This window comes from Catenulispora yoronensis (genome assembly GCF_039531695.1).
GTDB lineage: Bacteria > Actinomycetota > Actinomycetes > Streptomycetales > Catenulisporaceae > Catenulispora > Catenulispora yoronensis.
Genome location: NZ_BAAAQN010000006.1, coordinates 166,471 through 186,794 on the forward strand (window position 1 = coordinate 166,471; position 20,324 = coordinate 186,794).

Sequence of the window (20,324 nt, forward strand, 5' to 3'; positions counted from 1 at the left end):
GGCTACGATGATGAACATTCGCAATTGATGACAGAACCGGCATACCCGAAAAGAATCTCTATTCCATGAGGCACAGCATTCCCTTCCGGCGGGTCGGCATCCGGACCGCCGGCCCGGTCCTGAGCGCGGTCCTGGGCACGCTCGCGGCCCTGTGCGGCGCGCCCGGGGCCGCCGCCGACGACGGCCCCGGCTTCGCCGACGACCAGCCGGTGCTGGCCACCGCCACGGTGCGGGACGGCACACCGGTGGACGGGATCCCGTCCGGACCGATGGTCAGCGGCGGTTACCACGTCCACGCGCACCTGACGCTGTTCATCAACGGGGTCGAGGCCTGGCTCCCGGCCGGCGTCGGGGTCCAGCGGCCGATCAAGCTGGACCCGGACCGCGCGGACCCGGTCATCACCGAGGCGCACGGCTTCTACTGGCTGCACACGCACGACGAGTCCGGCATCATCCACGCCGAGGCGCCCGAGTTCCACGCGTTCACGCTCGGGCAGTTCTTCGACGTGTGGGGCCAGCCGCTGTCCCGGGACCAGGTGGGGCCGGCCACCGGAGCGGTCACGGTGCTGGTGGACGGGCTGCCGTTCGACGGCGATCCGCGGCAGGTGCCGATCAAGGCGCACGAGGCGATCCAGCTGAACGTGGGGCAGGACGTGAAGTTCCGGCCCTACGACTTCCCGTCCAACCTCTGAGCGCCCGGCGCCGCCAGCGCCGCCAGCTCCGAGGCGAGGAACTCGCGCTCGACGTCGTTGTCGGTGAACAGCAGCGCCTCCTCGTACGCGGCGCGCGCCTCGTCGGCCCGCCCGAGCTTGCCCAGCATGCCGGCGCGGGCCGCGGCGAGGTACGCATAGCCGGCGAGACAGGGTTCGAGCGCCAGGGCGTCCAGGGCGCGCAGGCCGTACTCGGGGCCGAAGGCGAATCCGATCGCGGTGGCCCGGTTCAGGGCCGCCACCGGCGAGGGCCAGTGCCGTTGCAGGACGTCGTAGAGGCCGATGATCTCGTACCAGTCGGTGGCCTCCCAGCTCACGGCGTCGGCGTGGACGGCGGCGATCGCGGCCATCAGCGCGTGCCGGGTCGGGGGCCGGCGGCGCAGCGCCTCCCGCAGCAGCCGCCGTCCCTCCGCGACCGCGTCCCAGTCCCACAGCGCCCGGTCCTGGTCGGCGAGCAGTACCAGCCGCCCGTCGGCGTCCACCCGGGCGGCCCGCCGGGCGTCGGTGAGCAGGATGTTGGCCAGCAGCCCGGCCACCCCGGCGTCGCCCGGCAGCAGGGTCCTGAGCATCCGCGCCAGGTCCCGGGCCCGGTCCACGAGGTCCGCCCGCACCAGGTCGGCCCCGGCGGGCGCGGTGTGCCCGGTGGTGAAGACCAGGTCCACGACGGTGAGCACGGCCTCGACCCGGGCCGGCAGCTCCTCGGAATCCGGGATCCGATACGGGATGCCCGCGCCCGCTATCTTCTTCTTCGCCCTGGTGATGCGCGCGGCCATGGTCGCTTCACCGACCAGGAACGCGCACGCGACCTCGGCGGTGGTCAGGCCGCACAGCAGTCGCAGCGTGAGCGCGACCTGAGTCTCCAGCGCGAGCGCCGGATGGCAGCAGGTGAAGATGAGCCGCAGCCGCTCGTCGGGGAAGTCCGGCTCGGGCTCCGGCGGCTCGTCGAGCAGCAGCGGCAGCCGCTTGCGCAGCGCGACGTCGCGCCGCAGCAGATCGAGCGCCCGGTTCCGGGCGGCGACGGTCAGCCAGGCGGCGGGCCGCTTCGGCACCTCGTCCGCGGCCCACGCGGTCAGCGCCTTGGCGTACGCGTCCTGGACGCACTCCTCGGCGAGGTCCAGATCGCCCGTGACCCGCGCGGTGGCGGCGAGGACGAAGGCCCATTCCCGCCGGTGCGCGGCGGCGACGGCGGCCGCCACGGCGGGTGGGGCCGGGGCCGGGGCTGGTGCGCCCACAGCCGCGACCGCAGGCAGGTCATCGGGCACAGGCAGGTCGCCGGGCGCGGCGACGGCGCCATCGCCACCGCCGCCGCGTCCAGCGTCCGTCATCTCACACGTCCCACAGCAGGACCGGCCGGACCTCGACCCCGCCGAACCGCGCGGGCACCTGCTTGCCGATGGCCAGCGCGGCGTCGAGGTCGGGCGCCTCGATCAGGTAGTAGCCGCCGATGGCCTCCTTGGTCTCGACGAACGCGCCGTCGGTGACCACGCCCTTGCGGATGCTGGTGGCGGTGGAGGCGCGCTGGAGCGCCTCGCCGCCGATGATCGCGTCCTTGTTGTCGGCGAGGAACGTGCGGTGGGCCTCGGTCACCGTGTCCGACTCCTCCGAGGAAAGGGTGCCGTAGTCGGCTTCGTTCTCGTAGATCAGAACCAGATACTTCGACATGGGTGTCGCCTCCTGCCGTCAGTGGGCTCCGGTGAGCCCGGCACCGTTCCGACGAACGAGCCGGGCCCGGCATCGACAGACCCGCGAAGATTTTTCAGGCGAGCGGCAGCATGGTGCGCAGCAGCCCGCGTTCGTCGGCCGTCCGGGCCGCCGCGATCCGCTCCGGCGGCACCTCGCCGTAGAGCGTGCTCCGCTGGCGCGTGGGACGGCCCAGGGGCGCGCAGATCTCCTCCAGTTCCGCGATGCCCTTCGCCGAACCGTACTCCGAGCCGGCCATCCGGGAGATGGTCTCCTCCATCAGCGTGCCGCCCATGTCGTTCACGCCGCCGCGCAGCATCTGCCGCGAGTTCTCCACGCCGAGCTTCACCCACGAGGTCTGGATGTTCTTGATCCGGCCGTGCAGCATGATCCGCGCCATCGCGTGCACGGCGCGGTTGTCCCGCGCGGTCGGGCCGGGCCGGGCGATGCCCGCCAGGTACACCGGCGCGTTGGAGTGCACGAACGGCAGCGGCACAAACTCGGTGAAGCCGCCGGTCTCGTCCTGGATCCGGGCCAGCACCCGCAGGTGCGCGACCCAGTGCGCCGGGTTGTCGACGTGCCCGTACATCATCGTGCTGGTGGTCGGCAGGCCGATCTCGTGCGCGGTCTTCACTACCTCGATCCACTGCGCGGCCGGCAGCTTGCCCTTGGTCAGGACCCACCGCACGTCGTCGTCGAGGATCTCGGCGGCGGTCCCGGGCAGCGAGTCGACGCCGGCCTCCTTGGCCGCGACGAGGAACTCGCGCAGCGACAGCCCGGTGCGCGCGACGCCGTTCTGCACCTCCATCGGCGAGTAGGCGTGCAGATGCAGGCCGGGAGTGCGCTTCTTGATCTCGGCGGCCAGGTCGAAGTACGCGGTCCCGGGCAGGTCCGGGTGGATCCCGCCCTGCATGCAGATCTCGGTGGCGCCGACCTGCCAGGCCACCTCGGCCCGGTCGCCGACCTCGGACACCGACAACGTGTAGGCGTCGGCGTCGGTGCGGCGCTGCGCGAAGGCGCAGAACCGGCAGCCGGTGTAGCAGACGTTGGTGAAGTTGATGTTCCGGTTGACGACGTAGGTGACCTCGTCGCCGACGGCGTCCCGGCGCAGGCCGTCGGCCAGGGCGGCCAGCGCCTCCAGGGCCGGGCCGTCGGCGTGGATCAGGGCCAGCGCGTCGGTGTCGGACAGGTTCCCCGGGTCCCGCTCCGCGGCGGCCAGGGCGGCCTTCACGGCGGCGTCGATCCGCTCCGGCGCGCCCACGCCGGCGGTGTGGTCCACCGAGGTCCGGGACGCGTGCTCGCGCAGCTCGTCCCAGTCCCCGTACACCTCGCTGAAGTCCGACCGCCGGTCGCCGGTGCGGCCCTCGGTGTCGATCGAGGCGTGCAGGTCGGTGCGCCCCGAGGAGGTGTCCCAGCCGCCGTCCGGCTCCTGCCACCGGATCCCGGTCGGGATCCGGCCCTCCACCGCCATCCCGGTCTCCGGGTCGGCCAGCGCCCGGACGTGCGGCAGCACCCGCGGGTCCAGCCAGGGCTCGCCGCGCAGGATGTACTCCGGGTAGACCGTCAGCCGCTCCCGCAGCGTGAATCCGGCGTCGGCGGAGCGCGCCGCCAGCTCCTCCACGGCCGGCCACGGCGCCTCGGGGTTCACGTGGTCCGCGGTCAGCGGCGAGACGCCGCCCCAGTCGTCGATGCCGGCCCGGAGCATCAGCGCGTACTGCGACGCCACCAGGTTCGGCGGCGCCTGGAGCCGCACCGACGGCCCCATGACCACCCGCGCCACCGCGATGGTCGCGGCCAGCTCCTCCAGCTCGGCGTCCGGGGCGTGCATCATCGCGGTGTCCGGCTTGGCCCGGAAGTTCTGGATGATGATCTCCTGGATGCCGCGGTGGGCGCGGGCCACCTTGCGCATCGCGAAGATCGCGTCGGCGCGCTCCTCGACGGTCTCCCCGATGCCGATCAGGATCCCGGTGGTGAACGGGACCGAGGAGCGGCCGGCGTCCTCCAGCACCCGCAGCCGGACCGCCGGCTCCTTGTCCGGCGAGCCGTAGTGCGGGCCGCCGGGCTCGGACCACAGCCGGGTGGCCGTGGTCTCCAGCATCATGCCCATCGAGGGCGCGACCGGCTTGAGCCGCTGGAACTCCGGCCAGGTCAGCACGCCGGGGTTCAGGTGCGGCAGCAGGCCGGTCTCCTCCAGCACCCGGATCGACATGGCGCGGACGTAGTCCAGGGTGGAGTCGTAGCCGTGGGCGTCGAGCCACTCCTTGGCCTGCGGCCAGCGGTCCTCGGGCCGGTCGCCGAGCGTGAACAGGGCCTCCTTGCAGCCCAGCGCGGCACCCTTGGCCGCGATGTCAAGCACCTCGTCCGGCGAGAGGTACATCGACTCCAGCCGGCCGGGCACCGTCACGAAGGTGCAGTAGTGGCATCGGTCCCGGCACAGCCGGGTGAGCGGGATGAAGACCTTCCGGGAGTACGTGACGACCCCCGGCCGGCCCGCCGCCTCCAGTCCCTGGTCCCGCAATCGCGAGGCCACGGCCGACAGCGCTTCCAGATCGTCGCCCCGGGCGGCCAGCAGGACGGACGCCTCCTCGACGGAGAGCGCGACTCCCTCAGCCGCCCGGTGCAGGGCACGGCGCATCGCGTTGGCAGTGGGCTGCATCGTCATTCCTGTTCCTACGCGGCGAAGAAGCGGGGTTATTCCCGTTCGATATAGCGAGCGTAGTCGTCGAGCACCGGCAAGATCCGATCCGCCGGTCCCGAAGGGACGTTGAACACGATCTCCTCGATGCCCAGTTTCCGGTAGTGCTCCAGCTTGCCGGGGGTGGGCTCGGTCCCGAACGGCACGACGCGAAGCGTGTCGGGATCCCGCCCGATCTCCTCGGCGGCGGCCCGCAGAACCGGCAGCGCCTGGGTCAGCCCGCGGCCCCCGATCGGCATCCAGCCGTCGGCGTAGTCGAGCACGGCCTGGAACAGCTTGGGCCCGGCGGCCCCGCCGATCAGCACCGGCACCGCCCGCGCCGCCGGCTTCGGCCAGCACCAGGACGGCTCGAACCGCACGTGCTCGCCCTGGTAGGAGGCCACGTCCAGACCCCACAGCTCGCGCATCGCCAGCACCCCCTCGCGCACCCGGTCGCGCCGCTGCCCGAACACCACCCCGTGGTCGGCCATCTCCTCCTTGTTCCAGCCGAAGCCGACCCCGAGGTCGAAGCGGCCGCCGGTGAGCAGGTCCAGCGTCGCGCTCTCCTTGGCCAGCAGGATCGGATCGCGCTGGGCGACCAGGCAGATGCCGGTGCCGACCCGGATCCCGGGCGCGACCGCGGCCACCGTGGCCAGCGTCACGAACGGGTCCAGCGTGCGGGAGTAGTAGTCCGGCAGCGGCTCCCCGAGCGGCGCCGGGGTGGCCCGCGAGACCGGGATGTGGGTGTGCTCGGGAGCGTAGTAGGACTGGAAGCCGCGCTCGGCGAGCGCGCGCCCGAGCTCGGCCGGACCGATGGTCTGGTCGGTCAGGAAGACCGTGACGCCGATACGCAAAAGGGGACTCCTTAACCGGGGACGTTCCACGAGGGGCTGATATCCGTGCTCCGAGTCATTTCCCCAGTGCGGCGGCCGCACTGCGGAACCGGGTCGTCCGGTGCACCGGGTCCTTGTCGAGCTTCGGGATGATGTGCCGGCCGAACAGTTCGATGGTCTCCAGCGCGTCGGCCTGCTCCAGCCCGATCGGCATCCCGAAGGCGAGCTGGTCGACGCCCGCGGCCTCGTAGCGCTTGACCTGCTCCAGCACCTCGTCGGGATCGCCGCAGACCAGGTACCCGTTGTGCAGCCGCCACTCCACTTCCTCCAGCGTCGGCTCCGGCAGCACGGCCGGCCACTCGGGCACCCAGGACGGGCGCGGGAAGGTGTCGTGGTACCGGAAGACCAGCGACTGGAGCCGGCCGATGCCCATCCCGGCCGCGGCGGCGCGGGCCCGCTTCCGGTCGGCCAGGCAGACCGCGGAGGAGGTGACCATCACGTTGTCGTTGACGAACGCGCCGATCGGCTCGGCCGCCGGGATGGCCTTCTTGTACGCGGCGACGGCCACCTCGGCGTCGGACGCCGAGCCGACCGAGAAGCCGAGCACGCCCAGGCCCATCCGCGCCGACATCTCGTAGGACGGCGGGTTCCCGGCGGCGTACCACATCGCCGGATGCGGCTTCTTCCACGGCTTGGGCAGCACGTTGCGCTCGGGCATGGAGAACCACTTGCCGTCGTGCGAGTACGAGTCCTGCGTCCACATCTTGGGGAACTCGCGCACCACCTCGGCCCAGATCTCCTTGGTGACGCCGGTGTCCGGCAGTCCGAGGCCGAGGATCTCCCGCGAGCCGGCGCCGCGGCCGGTGCCGAACTCGAACCGGCCGCCGGTCAGGTGGTCCAGGGTGGCGACCTTCTCGGCCACCTTCACCGGATGGTTGGCCTGCGGCAGCGGGTTGAAGATGCCCGAGCCCAGGTGGATCCGCTCGGTGGCGGCGGCCAGGTAGCCCAGGAAGACGTCGTTGCTGGCCAGGTGCGAGTACTCGTCGAGGAAGTGGTGCTCGGAGGCCCACAGGTATTTGAAGCCGGCCCGGTCGGCGGCCTTGGCGATCTCGATGTCGTTCAGGAGGGAGGTGTGCTCGTAGTCCGGGTCCGCGGCCAGCTTCGAGAGCGGGACATGGCCCTGGACGAAGATGCCGAACTCCATGGCGCCTCCAGGTCGTCGCGGGTGGTAGCGGGCAGTTGCGGGTGGTTGCGGGTGGTCGCCAGCAGTCGCGGATCAGCCGAAGTGGACGCCGGCCAGCGCCCCGCCGTCGACCACGAAGTCGGCGCCGGTGCAGTAGGACGAGTCGTCGCTGGTGAGGAACAAGGCGGCCTTGGCGACCTCGGCGGCGGTGCCGACGCGCTTGAGCGGGATGCCGCGGTAGCCGGCGTCGGGGTCGGCGTCCGGCGGCATCAGCGAGGCCACCATCGGGGTGTGCACGCCGCCGGGGCAGACGCAGTTCACCCGGATGTCCGGCCCGGCCTCCAGGGCCGCGACCCGGGTCAGGCCGCGCACGGCGAACTTGGTGGAGACGTAGGACGCCAGCCAGGGCATGCCCGCGAAGCCGTCGACGCTCGCGGTGTTCACCACGGTGCCGCGCCCGGCCTCCCGGATCCGGGGCAGGCAGGCCCGCAGCCCGAGGAAGACGCCGACCTGGTTCACCATCACCACCCGCAGGTACTCCTCGGCGGTGGTCTTCTCGATCGGGTTGAAGGCCAGGATCCCGGCGTTGTTGATCAGGCCGTCGAGCTTGCCGAACTCGGCGACGGCGAAGTCCGCGGCGGCGGTCCAGCCCGCCTCGTCGGTGACATCGAGACGGACGTACCGGGCGGCGTCGCCGAGCTCCTTGGCCACCGCCTCGCCGAGCTCGTCCAGGACGTCGGCGAGCACCACCCGCGCGCCCTCGGCGACGAACAGCCGCGCCTCCTCGGCGCCCTGGCCGCGCGCCGCGCCGGTGATCAGCACCACCCGTCCGTCGAGCTTGCCCATCGGCGTCCCCTGACTCTCCCGCACGTTGCCGCGCTTGACATCTGACTAGGTGTCAGATTGATTCCTCCCAAGCGAAAAGTGAAGGGGAGGCGGCCCATGAAGTTCTGGCTTTCGCCGGCGTTCTGCGACACCGCGCACTTCACCGGCCTGGCACGGGCCGCCGAGGAGCACGGCTACGAGGGGATCGCGATCCCCGACCACCTCTTCCATCCGGTGGAGCTGTCATCCCCCTACCCGTATACGCCCGACGGATCCCGTTACTGGGCCAGGGAAACCCACTGGCCCGAGCCGTGGGTGGCGATCGCGGCGATGGCGGCGGTGACCACGCGGCTGCGCTTCACGACGAACATCTACGTGGCGCCGGCCCGCGACCTGCTGACCGTCGCCAACCAACTGGCCACCGCCGCCTACCTGTCCCAGGGCACGCCGGACGGCCGGCACCGGGTGGCCCTCGGCGTCGGGCCGGGCTGGAGCAAGGACGAGTTCACCGCGACCGGTCAGGCGTTCGCCAAGCGCGGCGCGCGCCTGGACGAGATGCTCGATGCGCTGCGGCAGCTGTGGAGCGGCGAGGTGGTGAGCGTCTCAGGCCCGAACTACACGCTGCCGCCGTGCTCGATCACGCCGACGCCGAACGATCCGATCCCGGTGTACATCGGCGGGGTCTCCGACATCGCGATGCGCCGCGCGGCCCGCAACGACGGCTGGATCGGGATCTACCACACGGTCGACGAGGCGAAGTCGATCATGGATCGACTGCGGGCGGCGCGCGAGCAGGCCGGGACGCTGGACCGTCCGTTCCGCACGATGCTCGCGGTGCTGGCGGAGCCGACACCGGAGCTGTGCGCGCGGTTGGCGGAGTGGGGCGTCACCGACCTGCTCAACGCGCCGTGGATGGCGAACCTCAAGAACATGCGGGCGCCGGGCCCGTCACTGGCGGAGATGACCGATGCGCTGGCGGGGTTCGCCGACCGGTACCTGAAGGGTCAGTAGACGCACGGGATGCCGTCCTGCGAGCTCATGTCGAGCGCGCCGCCGCTGCTCAGGCCCGAGGATTCGGCCGGGGCGGACGAACCCGACGAACCGGTCGCGCCGGTCGCGCCGGTCGACGTGGACCCGGACGACACGGACCCGGACGGCGTCGACACCGGCTTGTCGGGCGGCAGCTTGTAGTCGTAGCCGATGGTGACGACGACGGCGTCGGCCGCCAGCGACTTGTCGGCGACCGGCGCGGTCTTGGTCCCGAGCAGCGTCTGGAGCTTCTTCGCCAGATCGGCCGAGGCGGCGCCGTAGCGGACCGTGGTGCGGGCGACGTTGTTGCCGCCGTTGCCGGTCTTGGCGACCGCTATGCCCTCGGCGAACAGCGCGCCGGAGACTTTGGACGCCAGACCGGTGGTCCTCGTGCCGTTGTTGACGGTGATGGTCCCCTTCGGCGCCGCGGGTGCGGCGGGCGAGGTCGACGGGTTCGGCGGGGGCGGGGTCGCGCCGGACGCCGTTGTCGACGGCGTCACCGGCGGGGCGACGGCCGCGTCGTTGCCGAAGGCTTCGGTGACGGTCTTCTTGATCAGCGCCGGGTCGACCAGGTTCACCGAGGTCGTGGTCTTGCTGCCGGGGGCGTCCGGGACCTCGGCGGTGGACTTGATGGGCAGCGTGTAGAAGGTCGCGTTGCCGCCGGTGAGGTTCGAGGCCTGCTGGGCGAAGTCCAGGACGCTCCAGCCGTCGTCGATCACGATGTCCTTCTTCACGACGTCGAACAGGCTCTGCATCGCGCCGAGGTCGCCGAGCACGCCCTTCTGGCGCAGGGTGTGCGTCACCGAGGACAGGAAGGCCTGCTGCCGGTGGGTGCGGTCCAGGTCGCCGTTGAGCAGGTGGTAGCGCTGGCGGACGAACTGCAGGGCGGTGGCGGCGTCGATGGTGGAGACGCCGGCCGGGAGCTTCAGGCCGGTGCCGGCGCCGTTCTCGATCGGGTCGTCGGCCGGGGCCTTCAGGCACACCTGGATGGTGCCGATCGCCTTCACGACGTCGTAGAAGCCCAGGAGGTTGACCTCGGCGAGGTGGTCGACGTGGACCCCGGTGAGCTTCTGCACGGCGCGCAGCGTCGCCTCCCGCCCGACCTCCCGGCTCTCCGCCTCGATCTTGGCCTTGTCCTTCAGCCCGGAGGCGACGATCTTGCTCTCGGCGTACGCCCTGGCGTTGCCGTAGGCCTCCTTGATCTTGCCCACCCCCAGGTCCGGGACCTTGATGGAGCCCAGCCCCGGGACGTCCGCGGTCCCGCCGGGACGCTCGACGTAGTCGTCGCGCGGGATGGAGTAGGCGGTGACCCGGCCGCCGTTGGCGGGGATGTGCAACAGGATCAGGACATTGGTGTTGTAGCCGCCGATCCCGGAGGAGCCGGCGTGCAGCGCGTCCTCGACGAACTGCGTCGGCAGGTCGTTGCCGTCCATGTCCTTGCGCGAGTCCAGGCCGATCAGCAGCAGGTTGACGTCGTTGCCGAGGTGCGGGGGGACGTAGCCGTCGTCGCCCTGCTTGACCTCCTTGATCGAGCCGGTGGTGTGGACGCCGTCGGTCAGCTGCTTGTTCTCGAACCAGACGAAACCGGTGGTGGCGACCACGGCCAGGCCGAGGAACGAGGCCAGGGCGCGGCCGGCGACGAGGCCGGGGGCGGGGCGGCGGGGGCGCGTACGGGGGCGGGAGCGCGCGCGGTTCCGCGAAGGCTTTGCCGCCACCACGGCCGCCGTCCACACCACGCCCATCGCGACGGCGGCGACGAGGATGACGGGGAAGGCGTGGGAGGTGGCGTGGACCAGGCCGACCGCCTTCGCCTTGGTGTCGCGGTACGGCGGGTCGTGCAGGAGGAGTTCAGCGGCGGCCGCCACCAGCCATGCGACCGGAGGGGCGGACAGCATCACCCACCAGCGGCCGTTCGGCCTGGCGCTCGCCGTGGCCAGGGCGGCGGAGGCCACGGTGAGAACGGCGAAGAGGGGGCCGTGGTAGCCGCCGAGCGCCGTGCCGAGCGCCACGCCGAGGACCGGGCCGCCGATGAGCACCGCGACGGGGAACCAGCGGGGAACGGGGAGGAGGGGTGATGTGCTGTCGGCGGCGGCGCGAGGAGTGCCGCGATCCGCGCTGCGGGTCGTACTGCCGTCCGTACTGCGGGTCGTACTGCCGTCCGTACTGCGGCCGTGGTCCGCGCCGCGGACGCCGCTTCGGGAACGGGTGGTTCGCGGCTCGGGGACCGGGGAGCCGTCGGCGCGATGACCGCCGGTGCGCACCGGCCGGGAGCGGGCTGCTGAGGACATGCTCGGATCCTGGCCGCGACGTGCGACCGGAGGATCCGGGGCAGGTCACAGCGGCGCTACAGAGCCGGGCGTGTCAGGCATCGCAGTCACTGCCGCGCTGACCTGGCACTTCCCGGTGCGGCGAGCCCGGCGACGTCACAAGACCGCCACAGCCCGCCACAGCCCGCCGCGACCGGAGCCCGATCACCGCATGAAGTCCCCCGCGTTGACGGCCAGCGACTGCCCCGTAATGCCGCCCGCGTACGGCGAGACCATGAACACGGCCGCGTTGGCCACGTCCCCGTCCGTCGCCATCTCCGGCAACGCCATCCGGGACGTGATCGGCGCCAGCGCCTCCTCCTCCGAGATCTTCTGGCTGGCGGCGGTCCACGCCACGTACCCCTGCACCATCGGCCCCCACATCCACGACGGCACGACCGCGTTCACCCGGATCCGCCGCGGCCCGAGCTCCTTCGCCATCCCGTACGTCGCCGACAACAACGCCCCCTTCGACGCCGCATAAGCAGCCTGCTTCACCTCCGTCGCCGGCAACCACATCGACTGCGACAGGATGTGCACGATCCCCGTCGTCGGCCCGCTCTCCCGCGCCAGATGCGGGATCGCGGCCTTGCTCAACTGAAGCGTCCCGACGACGTTGACCTCATACGTCCTGCGCCAGTCCTCGAAGTCCGCGTCCGCCACCCCGCCGAACACCTGATCCTGCGCCGCGACGTTCACCAGCCCGTCCACCGCCCCGAACCGCCCCACCGCGAGCGCCACCAACGCCTCGCACGCCTCCCCCGACGCGATGTCCGTGACCGCCCAGGCCACCCGCCCCTCATCGAACTCCGCCGCCGCCTTCACCAACTTCTTCTCGGTCCGCGCCCCCAACACCACGTTCGCCCCCTGCGCATAAGCCGCGACCGCCACCTCCCGCCCCAACCCGTCCCCGACCCCCGACACGATCACCGTCTTGCCCTGAAGCAACATCGCGGTCCCTCCCATCGGCATCTGATGGTGCGTCAGATTAGGCGCCGGGGACCGAATTGGCCAGCGCCGGAAACCGTTGGAGGAGGCCGCCGGCCCGCCCGCGCGGTTGACTTCCCATTGTTCTAGTTGTTCTATAGCAACAGAGCAAAGGAGGTCCGCATGCTCCTCAGCGTGGAGCCGGACGGCGATGTGCCGATCTACCAGCAGCTTCGGGATCAGATCGTGGTGGCGGTGGCGGCCGGGGAGTTGGCGGCGGGGGATTCGTTGCCCACGACGCGGCAGTTGGCGGCGGATCTGGGCATCAACATGCACACCGTGAACAAGGCTTATGACCTGCTGCGGGCCGAGGGGTTGGTGCGGCTCGGGCGGCGGACCGGGGCGGTGGTGGTGCGGGGCCCCGGGGACGGGGCGCCCGGGGCCGAGGTGGTGGCCGACTGGGAGCGGCGGGCGCGGACCCTGCTCGCGGAGGCGTTCGCGAAGGGGATGCCGCCGCCGGAGGTGGTGGAGCGGTGTCGCGCGCTGCTGGACGAGTTCTCGGGCCGGTGAACGGAAGCCACGGAAAACACGGAAGCCACGGAAGATACGGGAAGACTCCGATGCAAAGTTCTTCATCTCTGCCTGTTGTGGTGCCGATCCTGCTGATCGGCGGGCTGACGCTGCTCACGCCGATGCTCACGCCCAGGACGGTGCGGTTCGGGGTGCGGGTGCCGGCCGAGCGGCTCGGGGAGCCGGCGTTGGCGGAGGCGCTGCGGCGGTACCGCGCCGGCGTCGTCGCGGTGACGGCGGTCGCGGTGCTGATCGCGTTGTTCGTCGCCACCAGCACGGCCGCGTGGTTGGCGGGAGTGGCGGTCGAGGTGGCCGGGACGTTCGCCGTGTACCTGGTCGCCCGGGCCCACGTCGCCGCCGCCAAGCACGAAGGCCGCTGGTTCGAGGGCCTCAAGCAGGTCACGGTCGCCGACACGGCCCTGCGCACCAGCCCCGAGCCCTTCCCCTGGGCCTGGTCCCTGCCGGCGGTGCTGGTCGTCGCCGCCACCGCCGTCTTCGGCGCGGTCCGCTATCCCGACATGCCCGACCGGCTGGTGACGCACTACGACGCGTCCGGCCACCCCACCTCCTACGCCGACAAGTCCTTCGGCTCGGCGTTCGCCCTGGTCGCTGTGCAGATCGCGATCACCGCGCTGATCGTGGTGCTGACCCGCGTCACCGTCCGCGGCAAGGCGAACCTCGACGTCCAGGACCCGCACGCCGCCGAGCGCCAGCGCCGCTTCGTCGCGATCATGTCCCGCTGCCTGCTGCTGTTCGCCGCCGCGACCGCCCTGACCCTCGCCGTCACCGCGCTGACCACCTGGGACGTCATCGGCAGCACCGGCTGGACCCCGGTACTGCTCCTGGCCCCGGTCGCGATCGCCACCGTCGGCCTCGTCGTGGTCGTCGTCCGCGTCGGCCAGGGCGGCTCCCGCCTCCCCGTCGACGCCGCTGCCGCTGCCGCTGCCGCCGGGAACGAGGTCGCCGGAGCCGCCGCCGGGAACTCCGCCCCCGGCACCGTCAACCGCGACGACGACCGCTTCTGGAAAGCCGGCGTCGTCTACTTCAACCGCGACGACCCCGCGGTCTGGGTCCAGAAACGCTTCGGCGTCGGCTGGACCGTCAACTTCGCCCGCCCCGCGGCGTTGGCCTTCCTCGTCGGCATCGTCGTGCTCGCGATCGTCATCCCGCTACTGCTCCGCTGACGGCCTGCGCCACCCGAACTCCAGCCCGGCGCTGAGCACCAGGATGGCCAGCAGGGTCCACATCGAGGCGGCCTCGTGGATCAGGGTGGTGAGGACGAAGGTGACGAGCACAACCCCGGCCGTAGCGATCGCCAGCGCCAGCACCCAGGTGTTGGCGCCGGTCTCCGAACGGACCCGGAAGTGCGCCGCCGTGATCAGGACGAAGATGAGCAGCGCGACCGCGCTGCCGATGGACGCGATGGCGTCGAGCTTGAAGCAGACGGCGAGCACCAGGCACGCCGCCGCCTCGACCAGCAGCCCGGACGTCACCCCCTTCACCTTCCGGGCCATGACCGGCGGGAACATGCCCGTGTCCACGAGCCGCTCGGACAGGCCGGCGGCCGGATACAGGCCCGCGTTGGTCGCGCCCGCCGTGGCGAACAGCGCCGTGACGCTCATCATCCAGTAGCCGGCGCGGCCCAGGTGCGGCTCGGCGGCGACGGCCAAGGCGGTGCCGCCCGAGGAGATCACCTTGTCCACCGACAGGGTCCCGAAGACACCGAGCGCGATCGCCATGTAGATGACGGTCGCGATGCCGAGTGCCAAGAACATCGCCCGGGGCAGCTGGCGCCGCGGGTCGGGCAGGTCCTTGGCCGTGAAGGTGATGATGCCGAAGCCGAGGAACGCGAAGAACGTCAGCGCCACGCTGGAGACGATCTGGCGCACCGAGGGATAGCCGGAGAAGGCCAGCAGCGACGGCGTCATGTTGACGAGCAGCACCACCGCGAAAACGCTCAGGATGCCCAGCACCACGTACACGATCACTGTCTGGGCCCGGGCGACGAGCCGGGACCCGACGATGTTGACCGCCGTCATCACGACGATGATCAGCGCCGCGAAGACCTTCGACCACGCGGTGTCGCCGTCGGCGACCATGGCGCTCGCGTAGTTGCCGAACGACACGGCGACCATCGCGGTGACGATCGCGTTGGCGATGTAGGTCAGCCACGCCGTGATGCCGGTGGCGTGGCCGAGGCCGAACCCCTTGGCCACGTACTCCAGGAGCCCGCCGGCCGACGGATACCGCGCGCCGAGCTTGGCGAACGAGTAGCCCTGGAGCATCGCGATGACCCCGGCGATCAGGAACGACAGCCACACCGCCGAGCCCGCGACCTCGCCCGCCGCGCCGAGCAGGGCGAAGATCCCGGCGCCGACCATGGCACCGACGCCGATGAACGCGGCTTGGCGGATGCTGAGCCGGGCGCCGCCGCCAGGCTCCGCGCCGCCGCCGGGTCCCGCAGCGCTACCAGGCCCAGCAGCATCGCCAGGCCCCGCTCCACCCCCGGAACCGCCCGCCCGCCCGGAACCGCCGTCGCCGCCCGCGTTCATTCGGATCCGCCCACCGCGACCCCGTGCCCCGCACCGCCCCGCCCCGCCATCACCCGCCGCGCGACCAGCTTCCCCAGCTCCCAAAGCACGAACAGCGCGATCGGCGGCAGCACCGCCCACCCGAACTGGATCAGATTCAGATCCGTCGTCCCGAGGAACCGCCGCAGCGCGTCCATCTGCGTCGTCAGGACCGCGATGACGAGCTCGACGATCACCGCCCGGTTCATCTGCGGACTGTCGAACGTCGCCGTGGTCAGGATCGAGTCCGTCTCGCTGCGGCACTCCAGGGCCGCGACGATCAGGCACAGCGCGAACGCCGTGAAGGCGATCGAGACCCCGACGTCCAGGTCGCCGTAGTGCCGCGCGCCGAGCTGGATCAGCGCCAGCAGCATCGCCGCGATCGCCAGTCCGGTGAGCACCACCGTGGTCATCAGGCTCCGGGTCAGCAGCGAGCTCCCGCGCGCCCTGGGCACCCGCGCCATCAGACCCGGGGTCTCGCGGTCGAAGCCGAGGGAGAAGCCGAAGGCGGCGTTGACCACGAAGTGGATCCACAGCACCTGCGGCGGCGTGAACGGCTCGCCGGCGGCGATGTTGAAGATGCTCGCGCCCAGGAAGGAGATGACGAAGACGACCAGCAGGATCAGCACGAACCGGACGTACTTCAGCAGGTTGTCGAAGATCTTCCGGCCCTGCTCCACGGCGTAGACGATGGAGGCGAAGTTGTCGTCGGACAGGATCATCCGCCCGGCGTCCTTGGCCACCTCGGTCCCGCTGCCCATCGCGATGCCGATGTCGGCGGCCTTGATCGCCGGGGCGTCGTTGACGCCGTCCCCGGTCATCGCGACCACCTCGCCCTTGGCCTTGAGGGTGTCGACCAGCAGCACCTTGTGCTCCGGGGCGACCCGGCCGACCACGCCGATCCGGTCGATCCGGGCCAGCCGCTCGGCCTCCGGCAGCGCCGCGAAGTCGGCGCCGAGGATGGCCTCACCGGGGATGCCGAGCTGCTGCGCGATGGCGGCGCCGGTGACCACGTCGTCGCCGGTGACCATGCGGACCCGGATGTGCGCGGCCTGCGCCGCCGCCACCGCGTCCTTGGACTCGGCGCGCGGCGGGTCGACCATCGCCACCAGGCTGGTCATCCGCAGTCCGGTGACCAGCGCGAGCAGGTCGCCGTCCGGGTCGAAGGCGGCCGGGTCCAGGTCCCGGCTGGCGGCGGCCATGACCCGCCAGCCCTCCCGGCCCATCCGGTCGATGTGCTGCTGGGCCAGCGCGTCCGCGTCGGCGTCCCAGGGCACGCTCTCGCCGTCGGCCAGCGCGGTGCCGGCCCGGCCGATCACCGCCGGGGCCGCGCCCTTGACGAAGCACCGGATCACGTCCGCCCCGGCGGCGTCGGTGGCCTTGTGGAACGTGGCCATCAGCTTGTAGCGGGGGTCGAACGGCAGCGTGGCCAGCCGCGGGTAGCGCTCGCGGGTGGCGTCGATGTCCACCCCGGCCTTGTGCCCCAGCACCAGCAGCGCGCCCTCGGTCGGGTCGCCGACCACGACCCCGTCGACCAGCGCGGCGTCGTTGGTCACCAGGTAGGGCAGGATCGCCTCGTCGATCCGGTCCCGGGTGCCGACCGCGTGGTGCACCCGGCCCTCCAGGCTGTAGCCGCTGCCGCTGACGGTGTACCGGTTGGCCGGGGCCACCACCTCCACGACGGTCACCTGGTTCATCGTCAGGGTGCCGGTCTTGTCGGAGTTGATCGACGAGGTGAACCCCAGCGTCTCCACCGCCGGCAGCTCCTTGACCAGCGCGTTGCGCCGCGCCAGCTCCACGCTGCCGAGCGAGAGGATGACCTGGGTGACGGTCGGCAGCGCCTCCGGGATGGCCGCGACGGCCAGCGACACGGCGCTGATGAACAGCGCGTCCCACGCGGTGCCGCGGGCCCGGCCCAACACGAACATCACGATCATCGTCAGCCCGGCCGCGCCGGCGATCCACAGCGTGAGGTTGTCCAGCTGCTTGGTCAGCGGCGACTGCTCCTTGGCCGTCGCCTTCAGCAGCCCGGAGATCTTGCCCAGCTCGCTGTCCGCGCCGGTGCCGGTGATCACGACCACGCCGCTGCCGTGGGTCACCGGCGTGTTCATGAACGCCATGTTGGCCTGCTCCCCGGGCGCCAGCGGCCCGGTCGCGGCCAGGGTGTCCGGCTGCTTGCCGGCCGGGACGCTCTCGCCGGTCAGCGCGGACTCGTCGATCTGCAGCGCGCTGGCCGCCACGATCCGGCCGTCGGCCGGGACCTGGTCGCCGGCGGTCAGCAGCACGACGTCGCCGGGCACCACCGCCTCGGCCGGGATCTCGGTCTCGGTGCCGCCGCGCCGCACCCGCGCGGTGACCTTCATCATCGACTTGAGCGCGTTCATCGCGCTCTCGGTCTTGCCCTCCTGCCGCAGCCCGATGACGGCGTTCACCAGGGTCAGCACCACCAGCAGCACCGCGGTGCCCCACTCCTGGATGGCGAACGACACGATCGCCGCGCCGACCAGGATGATCTGCATGTAGCTGCGGTACTGGTTCAGGAACCGGCGCCAGCCGGGCGGCGGCTCCTCCTGCGGCAGCTCGTTCGGACCGCCGCGGGCCAGGATCTCGGCGGCGCGCTCCGGCGTGAGCCCCACGGCCGGGTCGACCTCGAAGGCCGCGGCCACCTCCTCGGCGCTGCGCGTGTACCACCGCGCCGGCTCGGCGGCCGCGGCGACGTCGGCCGGGGCGCTCATGAGCCCAGCGTGGCGACGAGCACGGCCTTGATGGTGTGCAGGCGGTTCTCCGCCTGGTCGAACACGATGCTGGCGGGCGACTCGAAGACCTCGTCGGTGACCTCCAGCCCGTCGTCCATCCCGGTCTCGGCGATGATCTCGGCGCCCACCACGGTCTTGCTGTTGTGGAAGGCCGGCAGGCAGTGCATGAAGCGCACCTCCGGATTCCCGCTGGCCTTCAGCAGCGCGGCGTTGACCTGGTAGTCGGCGAGCAGCCGGACCCGCTCGGTCCAGACCTCCTTGCCCTCGCCCATCGAGACCCAGACGTCGGTGTGCACGAAGTCCACGCCCGCGACCGCCTCCTTGGGGTCCTCGGTGACGGTGATCCGGGCCCCGGTGCGCTCGGCGATCTCCTCGGCCCGGTCCACCACCTCGGCCGGCGGCCGCAGCGAGCCCGGTCCGCCGAGCCGGACGTCGGCACCCATCAGGGCGCCCATGACCAGCAGCGAGCGGCCCATGTTGAACCGGCAGTCGCCGACGTAGGCGTACCGGAGCCGGTCGTAGGGCTTGCCGCCGGCCTCGTGCATGGTGAGGAAGTCGGCCAGCATCTGCGTGGGATGCCATTCGTCGGTCAGCCCGTTGTAGACCGGGACGCCGGCGTATCGGGCGAGTTCTTCGACGTCGTCCTGGCTGTTGCCGCGGAACTCCAGCGCGTCGTACATCCGGCCCAGCACCCGCGCGGTGTCGGCGATCGACTCCTTGTGGCCCAGCTGCGAACCGCCGGGGTCCAGGTAGGTCACGTGGCCACCCTGGTCGTGCGCGGCCACCTCGAACGCCGACCGGGTCCGGGTCGAGGTCTTGGCGAAGATCAGCGCGATCTCCCGGCCGGCCAGCCGCTGCTGCTCGGTGCCGGCGTACTTGGCCCGCTTGAGGTCCTCCGACATCCGCAGCAGGAACCGCAGCTCCGCCGGCGAGAAGTCGATCTCCTTCAGGAAGCTGCGGTTCCTCAGGTTGAACATGGCGCTCTCTTCCGGTGCGTGGGACAGGAAAGGACGGCCGGGGGCGGGCCCCGGCGACGGCTCCTAGGCGAGGGGTTCACGCTCCAGCGGGCAGGTCATGCAGTGCGAGCCGCCGCGGCCCCGGCCGAGCTCGAAGCCCCGGATGGTGATGACCTCGACGCCGGCCTTGCGCAGCGCGGTGTTGGTCCCGGTGTTGCGCTCGTAGGCGACGACGACGCCGGGCTCCAGCGCCACCAGGTTGTTGCCGTCGTCCCACTGCTCCCGCTCGGTCCCGAACCGGTCGCCGGCGGTCGGCACCACCCGCATCCGCGGCACGTCCAGGGCTTTGGCCATGGCCTCCGGCAGCGAGCCGGCGAACTCCTCGACGACCAGGTCGTCGGCGCCGTCGCCGGGCCGGATGGTCCAGGTCCGGGCGTGGTCCACGACGTTCGGGAACAGCGTCACCAGGTCCCGGTCGCACATCGTGATCACCGTGTCCAGGTGCATGTAGCTGCGGGACTTCGGCAGCCGGACGGCCAGCACCTGCCGGGCCGACCCGGCCCGGAACAGCGCGCGGGCGATGATCTGCACGGCCTGGGGGGTGGTCCGCTCGCCCATGCCGATCATCACCGTGCCGTTGCCGATCGGCTGGACGTCGCCGCCCTCGACATGGCACTGGCCCCAGTCCTGGTCGTCGCCCCCGAGCCAGACCGGGAACCGCTCCGCGGCGAACATCGGGTGGAAGGTGTAGACGGCCTCGACGATCAGCGACTCCGGCTTGCGGGCCGGCTTGGTCATCGGGTTGATCGTCACCCCGTCGAAGATCCAGCAGGACGGGTCCCGCTGGAACAGGAAGTTCGGCAGCGGCGGCAGCAGCATCGTCGTCGGGTCCTCGGCCAGCCATTCCAGACCGGCCTCCCGCTGCACGTCGGCCCGCGCGATGCCGCCGATCAGGAACTCGGCCACCTCGGCCGGCGCGGCCTGCTCCAGCCACTGGCAGGCCCGCACCGACCCCTCGATGCCGACCTCGCGCTCGTTCAGCATGTGCGCGGCCACCCAGTCCTTGGTCTCGGGCAGCGCCAGCGCCTCGGCGAGCAGGGTCTGGGCCTCGAAGACCTCGATCCCGCGGTCCCGCAGGTGGCCGCAGAAGGCGTCGTGCTCGCGCTGCGCCTCGGCGACCCAGAGCACGTCGTCGAAGAGGAGGTCGGCGGCGTTGGCCGGGGTGAGGCGCGCGTGTTCGAGACCGGGCCGGTGCACCATCACCTTGTGCAGCCGGCCCACCTCGGAGTAGACGCCGAGAGCCAT

At 71.7% G+C, this 20,324-nt stretch carries 16 protein-coding genes; 4 read left to right on the top strand and 12 right to left on the bottom strand.

Going from position 1 to position 20,324, the window contains the following annotated elements:
* Positions 1–65: 65 nt before the first annotated feature.
* The gene (locus ABD481_RS07390; protein WP_344664787.1) at positions 66–692 is read left to right on the top strand and encodes a hypothetical protein; all 627 of its coding nucleotides are present in this window, start codon (positions 66–68) and stop codon (positions 690–692) included.
* On the opposite strand, the gene ABD481_RS07395 is transcribed toward ABD481_RS07390, so the two are convergent.
* The 6 genes from ABD481_RS07395 to ABD481_RS07420 form a co-directional block, all read right to left on the bottom strand.
* The gene (locus tag ABD481_RS07395) at positions 668–2,035 is read right to left on the bottom strand and encodes an RNA polymerase sigma factor (protein WP_344664788.1); all 1,368 of its coding nucleotides are present in this window, start codon (positions 2,033–2,035) and stop codon (positions 668–670) included. The genes ABD481_RS07390 and ABD481_RS07395 overlap by 25 nt on opposite strands.
* A gap of 1 nt (position 2,036) precedes the next feature.
* Positions 2,037–2,372 (bottom strand): YciI family protein, encoded by a 336-nt coding sequence (locus ABD481_RS07400; RefSeq protein WP_344664789.1) that lies wholly within the window; start codon positions 2,370–2,372, stop codon positions 2,037–2,039.
* Between the two features lie 94 nt (positions 2,373–2,466).
* On the bottom strand, positions 2,467–5,052 hold the full coding sequence (locus tag ABD481_RS07405; RefSeq protein ID WP_344664790.1) for a bifunctional FO biosynthesis protein CofGH: 2,586 nt from the start codon (positions 5,050–5,052) through the stop codon (positions 2,467–2,469).
* A gap of 29 nt (positions 5,053–5,081) precedes the next feature.
* Positions 5,082–5,918: an LLM class F420-dependent oxidoreductase gene (locus tag ABD481_RS07410; protein WP_344664791.1), complete on the bottom strand. Its 837-nt coding sequence runs from the start codon at positions 5,916–5,918 to the stop codon at positions 5,082–5,084.
* Between the two features lie 55 nt (positions 5,919–5,973).
* Positions 5,974–7,101: an LLM class flavin-dependent oxidoreductase gene (locus ABD481_RS07415; protein WP_344664792.1), complete on the bottom strand. Its 1,128-nt coding sequence runs from the start codon at positions 7,099–7,101 to the stop codon at positions 5,974–5,976.
* 72 nt (positions 7,102–7,173) lie between these two features.
* On the bottom strand, positions 7,174–7,926 hold the full coding sequence (locus tag ABD481_RS07420; RefSeq protein WP_344664793.1) for a glucose 1-dehydrogenase: 753 nt from the start codon (positions 7,924–7,926) through the stop codon (positions 7,174–7,176).
* 96 nt (positions 7,927–8,022) lie between these two features.
* Here ABD481_RS07420 and ABD481_RS07425 point away from each other — a divergent pair, with 96 nt between their 5' ends.
* On the top strand, positions 8,023–8,916 hold the full coding sequence (locus ABD481_RS07425) for a TIGR03619 family F420-dependent LLM class oxidoreductase (RefSeq protein WP_344664794.1): 894 nt from the start codon (positions 8,023–8,025) through the stop codon (positions 8,914–8,916).
* Here the strand turns inward: ABD481_RS07425 and ABD481_RS07430 are convergent.
* Entirely contained in the window at positions 8,910–11,222 is a 2,313-nt protein-coding gene (locus ABD481_RS07430; RefSeq protein WP_344664795.1) for an LCP family protein, read from the bottom strand. The two genes, ABD481_RS07425 and ABD481_RS07430, sit on opposite strands and share 7 nt — an antisense overlap.
* Before the next feature lie 183 nt (positions 11,223–11,405).
* Positions 11,406–12,191 (bottom strand): SDR family oxidoreductase, encoded by a 786-nt coding sequence (locus ABD481_RS07435; protein ID WP_344664885.1) that lies wholly within the window; start codon positions 12,189–12,191, stop codon positions 11,406–11,408.
* Positions 12,192–12,350: 159 nt separating this feature from the next.
* Between ABD481_RS07435 and ABD481_RS07440 the strand changes: the two genes are divergently transcribed.
* Positions 12,351–12,737, top strand: coding sequence for a GntR family transcriptional regulator (locus tag ABD481_RS07440; RefSeq protein ID WP_344664796.1), 387 nt, complete (start codon positions 12,351–12,353; stop codon positions 12,735–12,737).
* 80 nt (positions 12,738–12,817) lie between these two features.
* Positions 12,818–13,921 (top strand): DUF1648 domain-containing protein, encoded by a 1,104-nt coding sequence (locus ABD481_RS07445; protein ID WP_344664797.1) that lies wholly within the window; start codon positions 12,818–12,820, stop codon positions 13,919–13,921.
* Here ABD481_RS07445 and ABD481_RS07450 read toward each other — a convergent pair.
* The 4 genes from ABD481_RS07450 to ABD481_RS07465 all read right to left on the bottom strand — a co-directional run bounded on the left by ABD481_RS07450 (position 13,907) and on the right by ABD481_RS07465 (position 20,324).
* Positions 13,907–15,289 carry an APC family permease gene (locus tag ABD481_RS07450; RefSeq protein ID WP_344664798.1) on the bottom strand — a complete coding sequence of 461 codons (1,383 nt, stop codon included), beginning with the start codon at positions 15,287–15,289 and terminating at the stop codon, positions 13,907–13,909. The genes ABD481_RS07445 and ABD481_RS07450 overlap by 15 nt on opposite strands.
* On the bottom strand, positions 15,286–18,042 hold the full coding sequence (locus tag ABD481_RS07455; protein WP_344664799.1) for a cation-translocating P-type ATPase: 2,757 nt from the start codon (positions 18,040–18,042) through the stop codon (positions 15,286–15,288). Before ABD481_RS07455 ends, ABD481_RS07450 begins: the two co-directional genes overlap by 4 nt.
* Entirely contained in the window at positions 18,039–19,040 is a 1,002-nt protein-coding gene (gene argF, locus ABD481_RS07460) for an ornithine carbamoyltransferase (protein WP_344664800.1), read from the bottom strand. Before argF ends, ABD481_RS07455 begins: the two co-directional genes overlap by 4 nt.
* Before the next feature lie 63 nt (positions 19,041–19,103).
* Positions 19,104–20,324, bottom strand: coding sequence for an arginine deiminase (locus tag ABD481_RS07465; RefSeq protein ID WP_344664801.1), 1,221 nt, complete (start codon positions 20,322–20,324; stop codon positions 19,104–19,106).

Excerpts from the sequence above, each read along its gene's own strand:
- ABD481_RS07390 (WP_344664787.1), top strand. The coding sequence starts at position 66 with ATGAGGCACAGCATTCCCTTCCGGCGGGTCGGCATCCGGACCGCCGGC.
- ABD481_RS07395 (WP_344664788.1), bottom strand. The coding sequence starts at position 2,035 with ATGACGGACGCTGGACGCGGCGGCGGTGGCGATGGCGCCGTCGCCGCG.
- ABD481_RS07400 (WP_344664789.1), bottom strand. The coding sequence starts at position 2,372 with ATGTCGAAGTATCTGGTTCTGATCTACGAGAACGAAGCCGACTACGGC.
- ABD481_RS07405 (WP_344664790.1), bottom strand. The coding sequence starts at position 5,052 with ATGACGATGCAGCCCACTGCCAACGCGATGCGCCGTGCCCTGCACCGG.
- ABD481_RS07415 (WP_344664792.1), bottom strand. The coding sequence starts at position 7,101 with ATGGAGTTCGGCATCTTCGTCCAGGGCCATGTCCCGCTCTCGAAGCTG.
- ABD481_RS07420 (WP_344664793.1), bottom strand. The coding sequence starts at position 7,926 with ATGGGCAAGCTCGACGGACGGGTGGTGCTGATCACCGGCGCGGCGCGC.
- ABD481_RS07425 (WP_344664794.1), top strand. The coding sequence starts at position 8,023 with ATGAAGTTCTGGCTTTCGCCGGCGTTCTGCGACACCGCGCACTTCACC.
- ABD481_RS07430 (WP_344664795.1), bottom strand. The coding sequence starts at position 11,222 with ATGTCCTCAGCAGCCCGCTCCCGGCCGGTGCGCACCGGCGGTCATCGC.
- ABD481_RS07435 (WP_344664885.1), bottom strand. The coding sequence starts at position 12,191 with ATGTTGCTTCAGGGCAAGACGGTGATCGTGTCGGGGGTCGGGGACGGG.
- ABD481_RS07440 (WP_344664796.1), top strand. The coding sequence starts at position 12,351 with ATGCTCCTCAGCGTGGAGCCGGACGGCGATGTGCCGATCTACCAGCAG.
- ABD481_RS07450 (WP_344664798.1), bottom strand. The coding sequence starts at position 15,289 with ATGAACGCGGGCGGCGACGGCGGTTCCGGGCGGGCGGGCGGTTCCGGG.
- ABD481_RS07455 (WP_344664799.1), bottom strand. The coding sequence starts at position 18,042 with ATGAGCGCCCCGGCCGACGTCGCCGCGGCCGCCGAGCCGGCGCGGTGG.
- argF (WP_344664800.1), bottom strand. The coding sequence starts at position 19,040 with ATGTTCAACCTGAGGAACCGCAGCTTCCTGAAGGAGATCGACTTCTCG.
- ABD481_RS07465 (WP_344664801.1), bottom strand. The coding sequence starts at position 20,324 with ATGGCTCTCGGCGTCTACTCCGAGGTGGGCCGGCTGCACAAGGTGATG.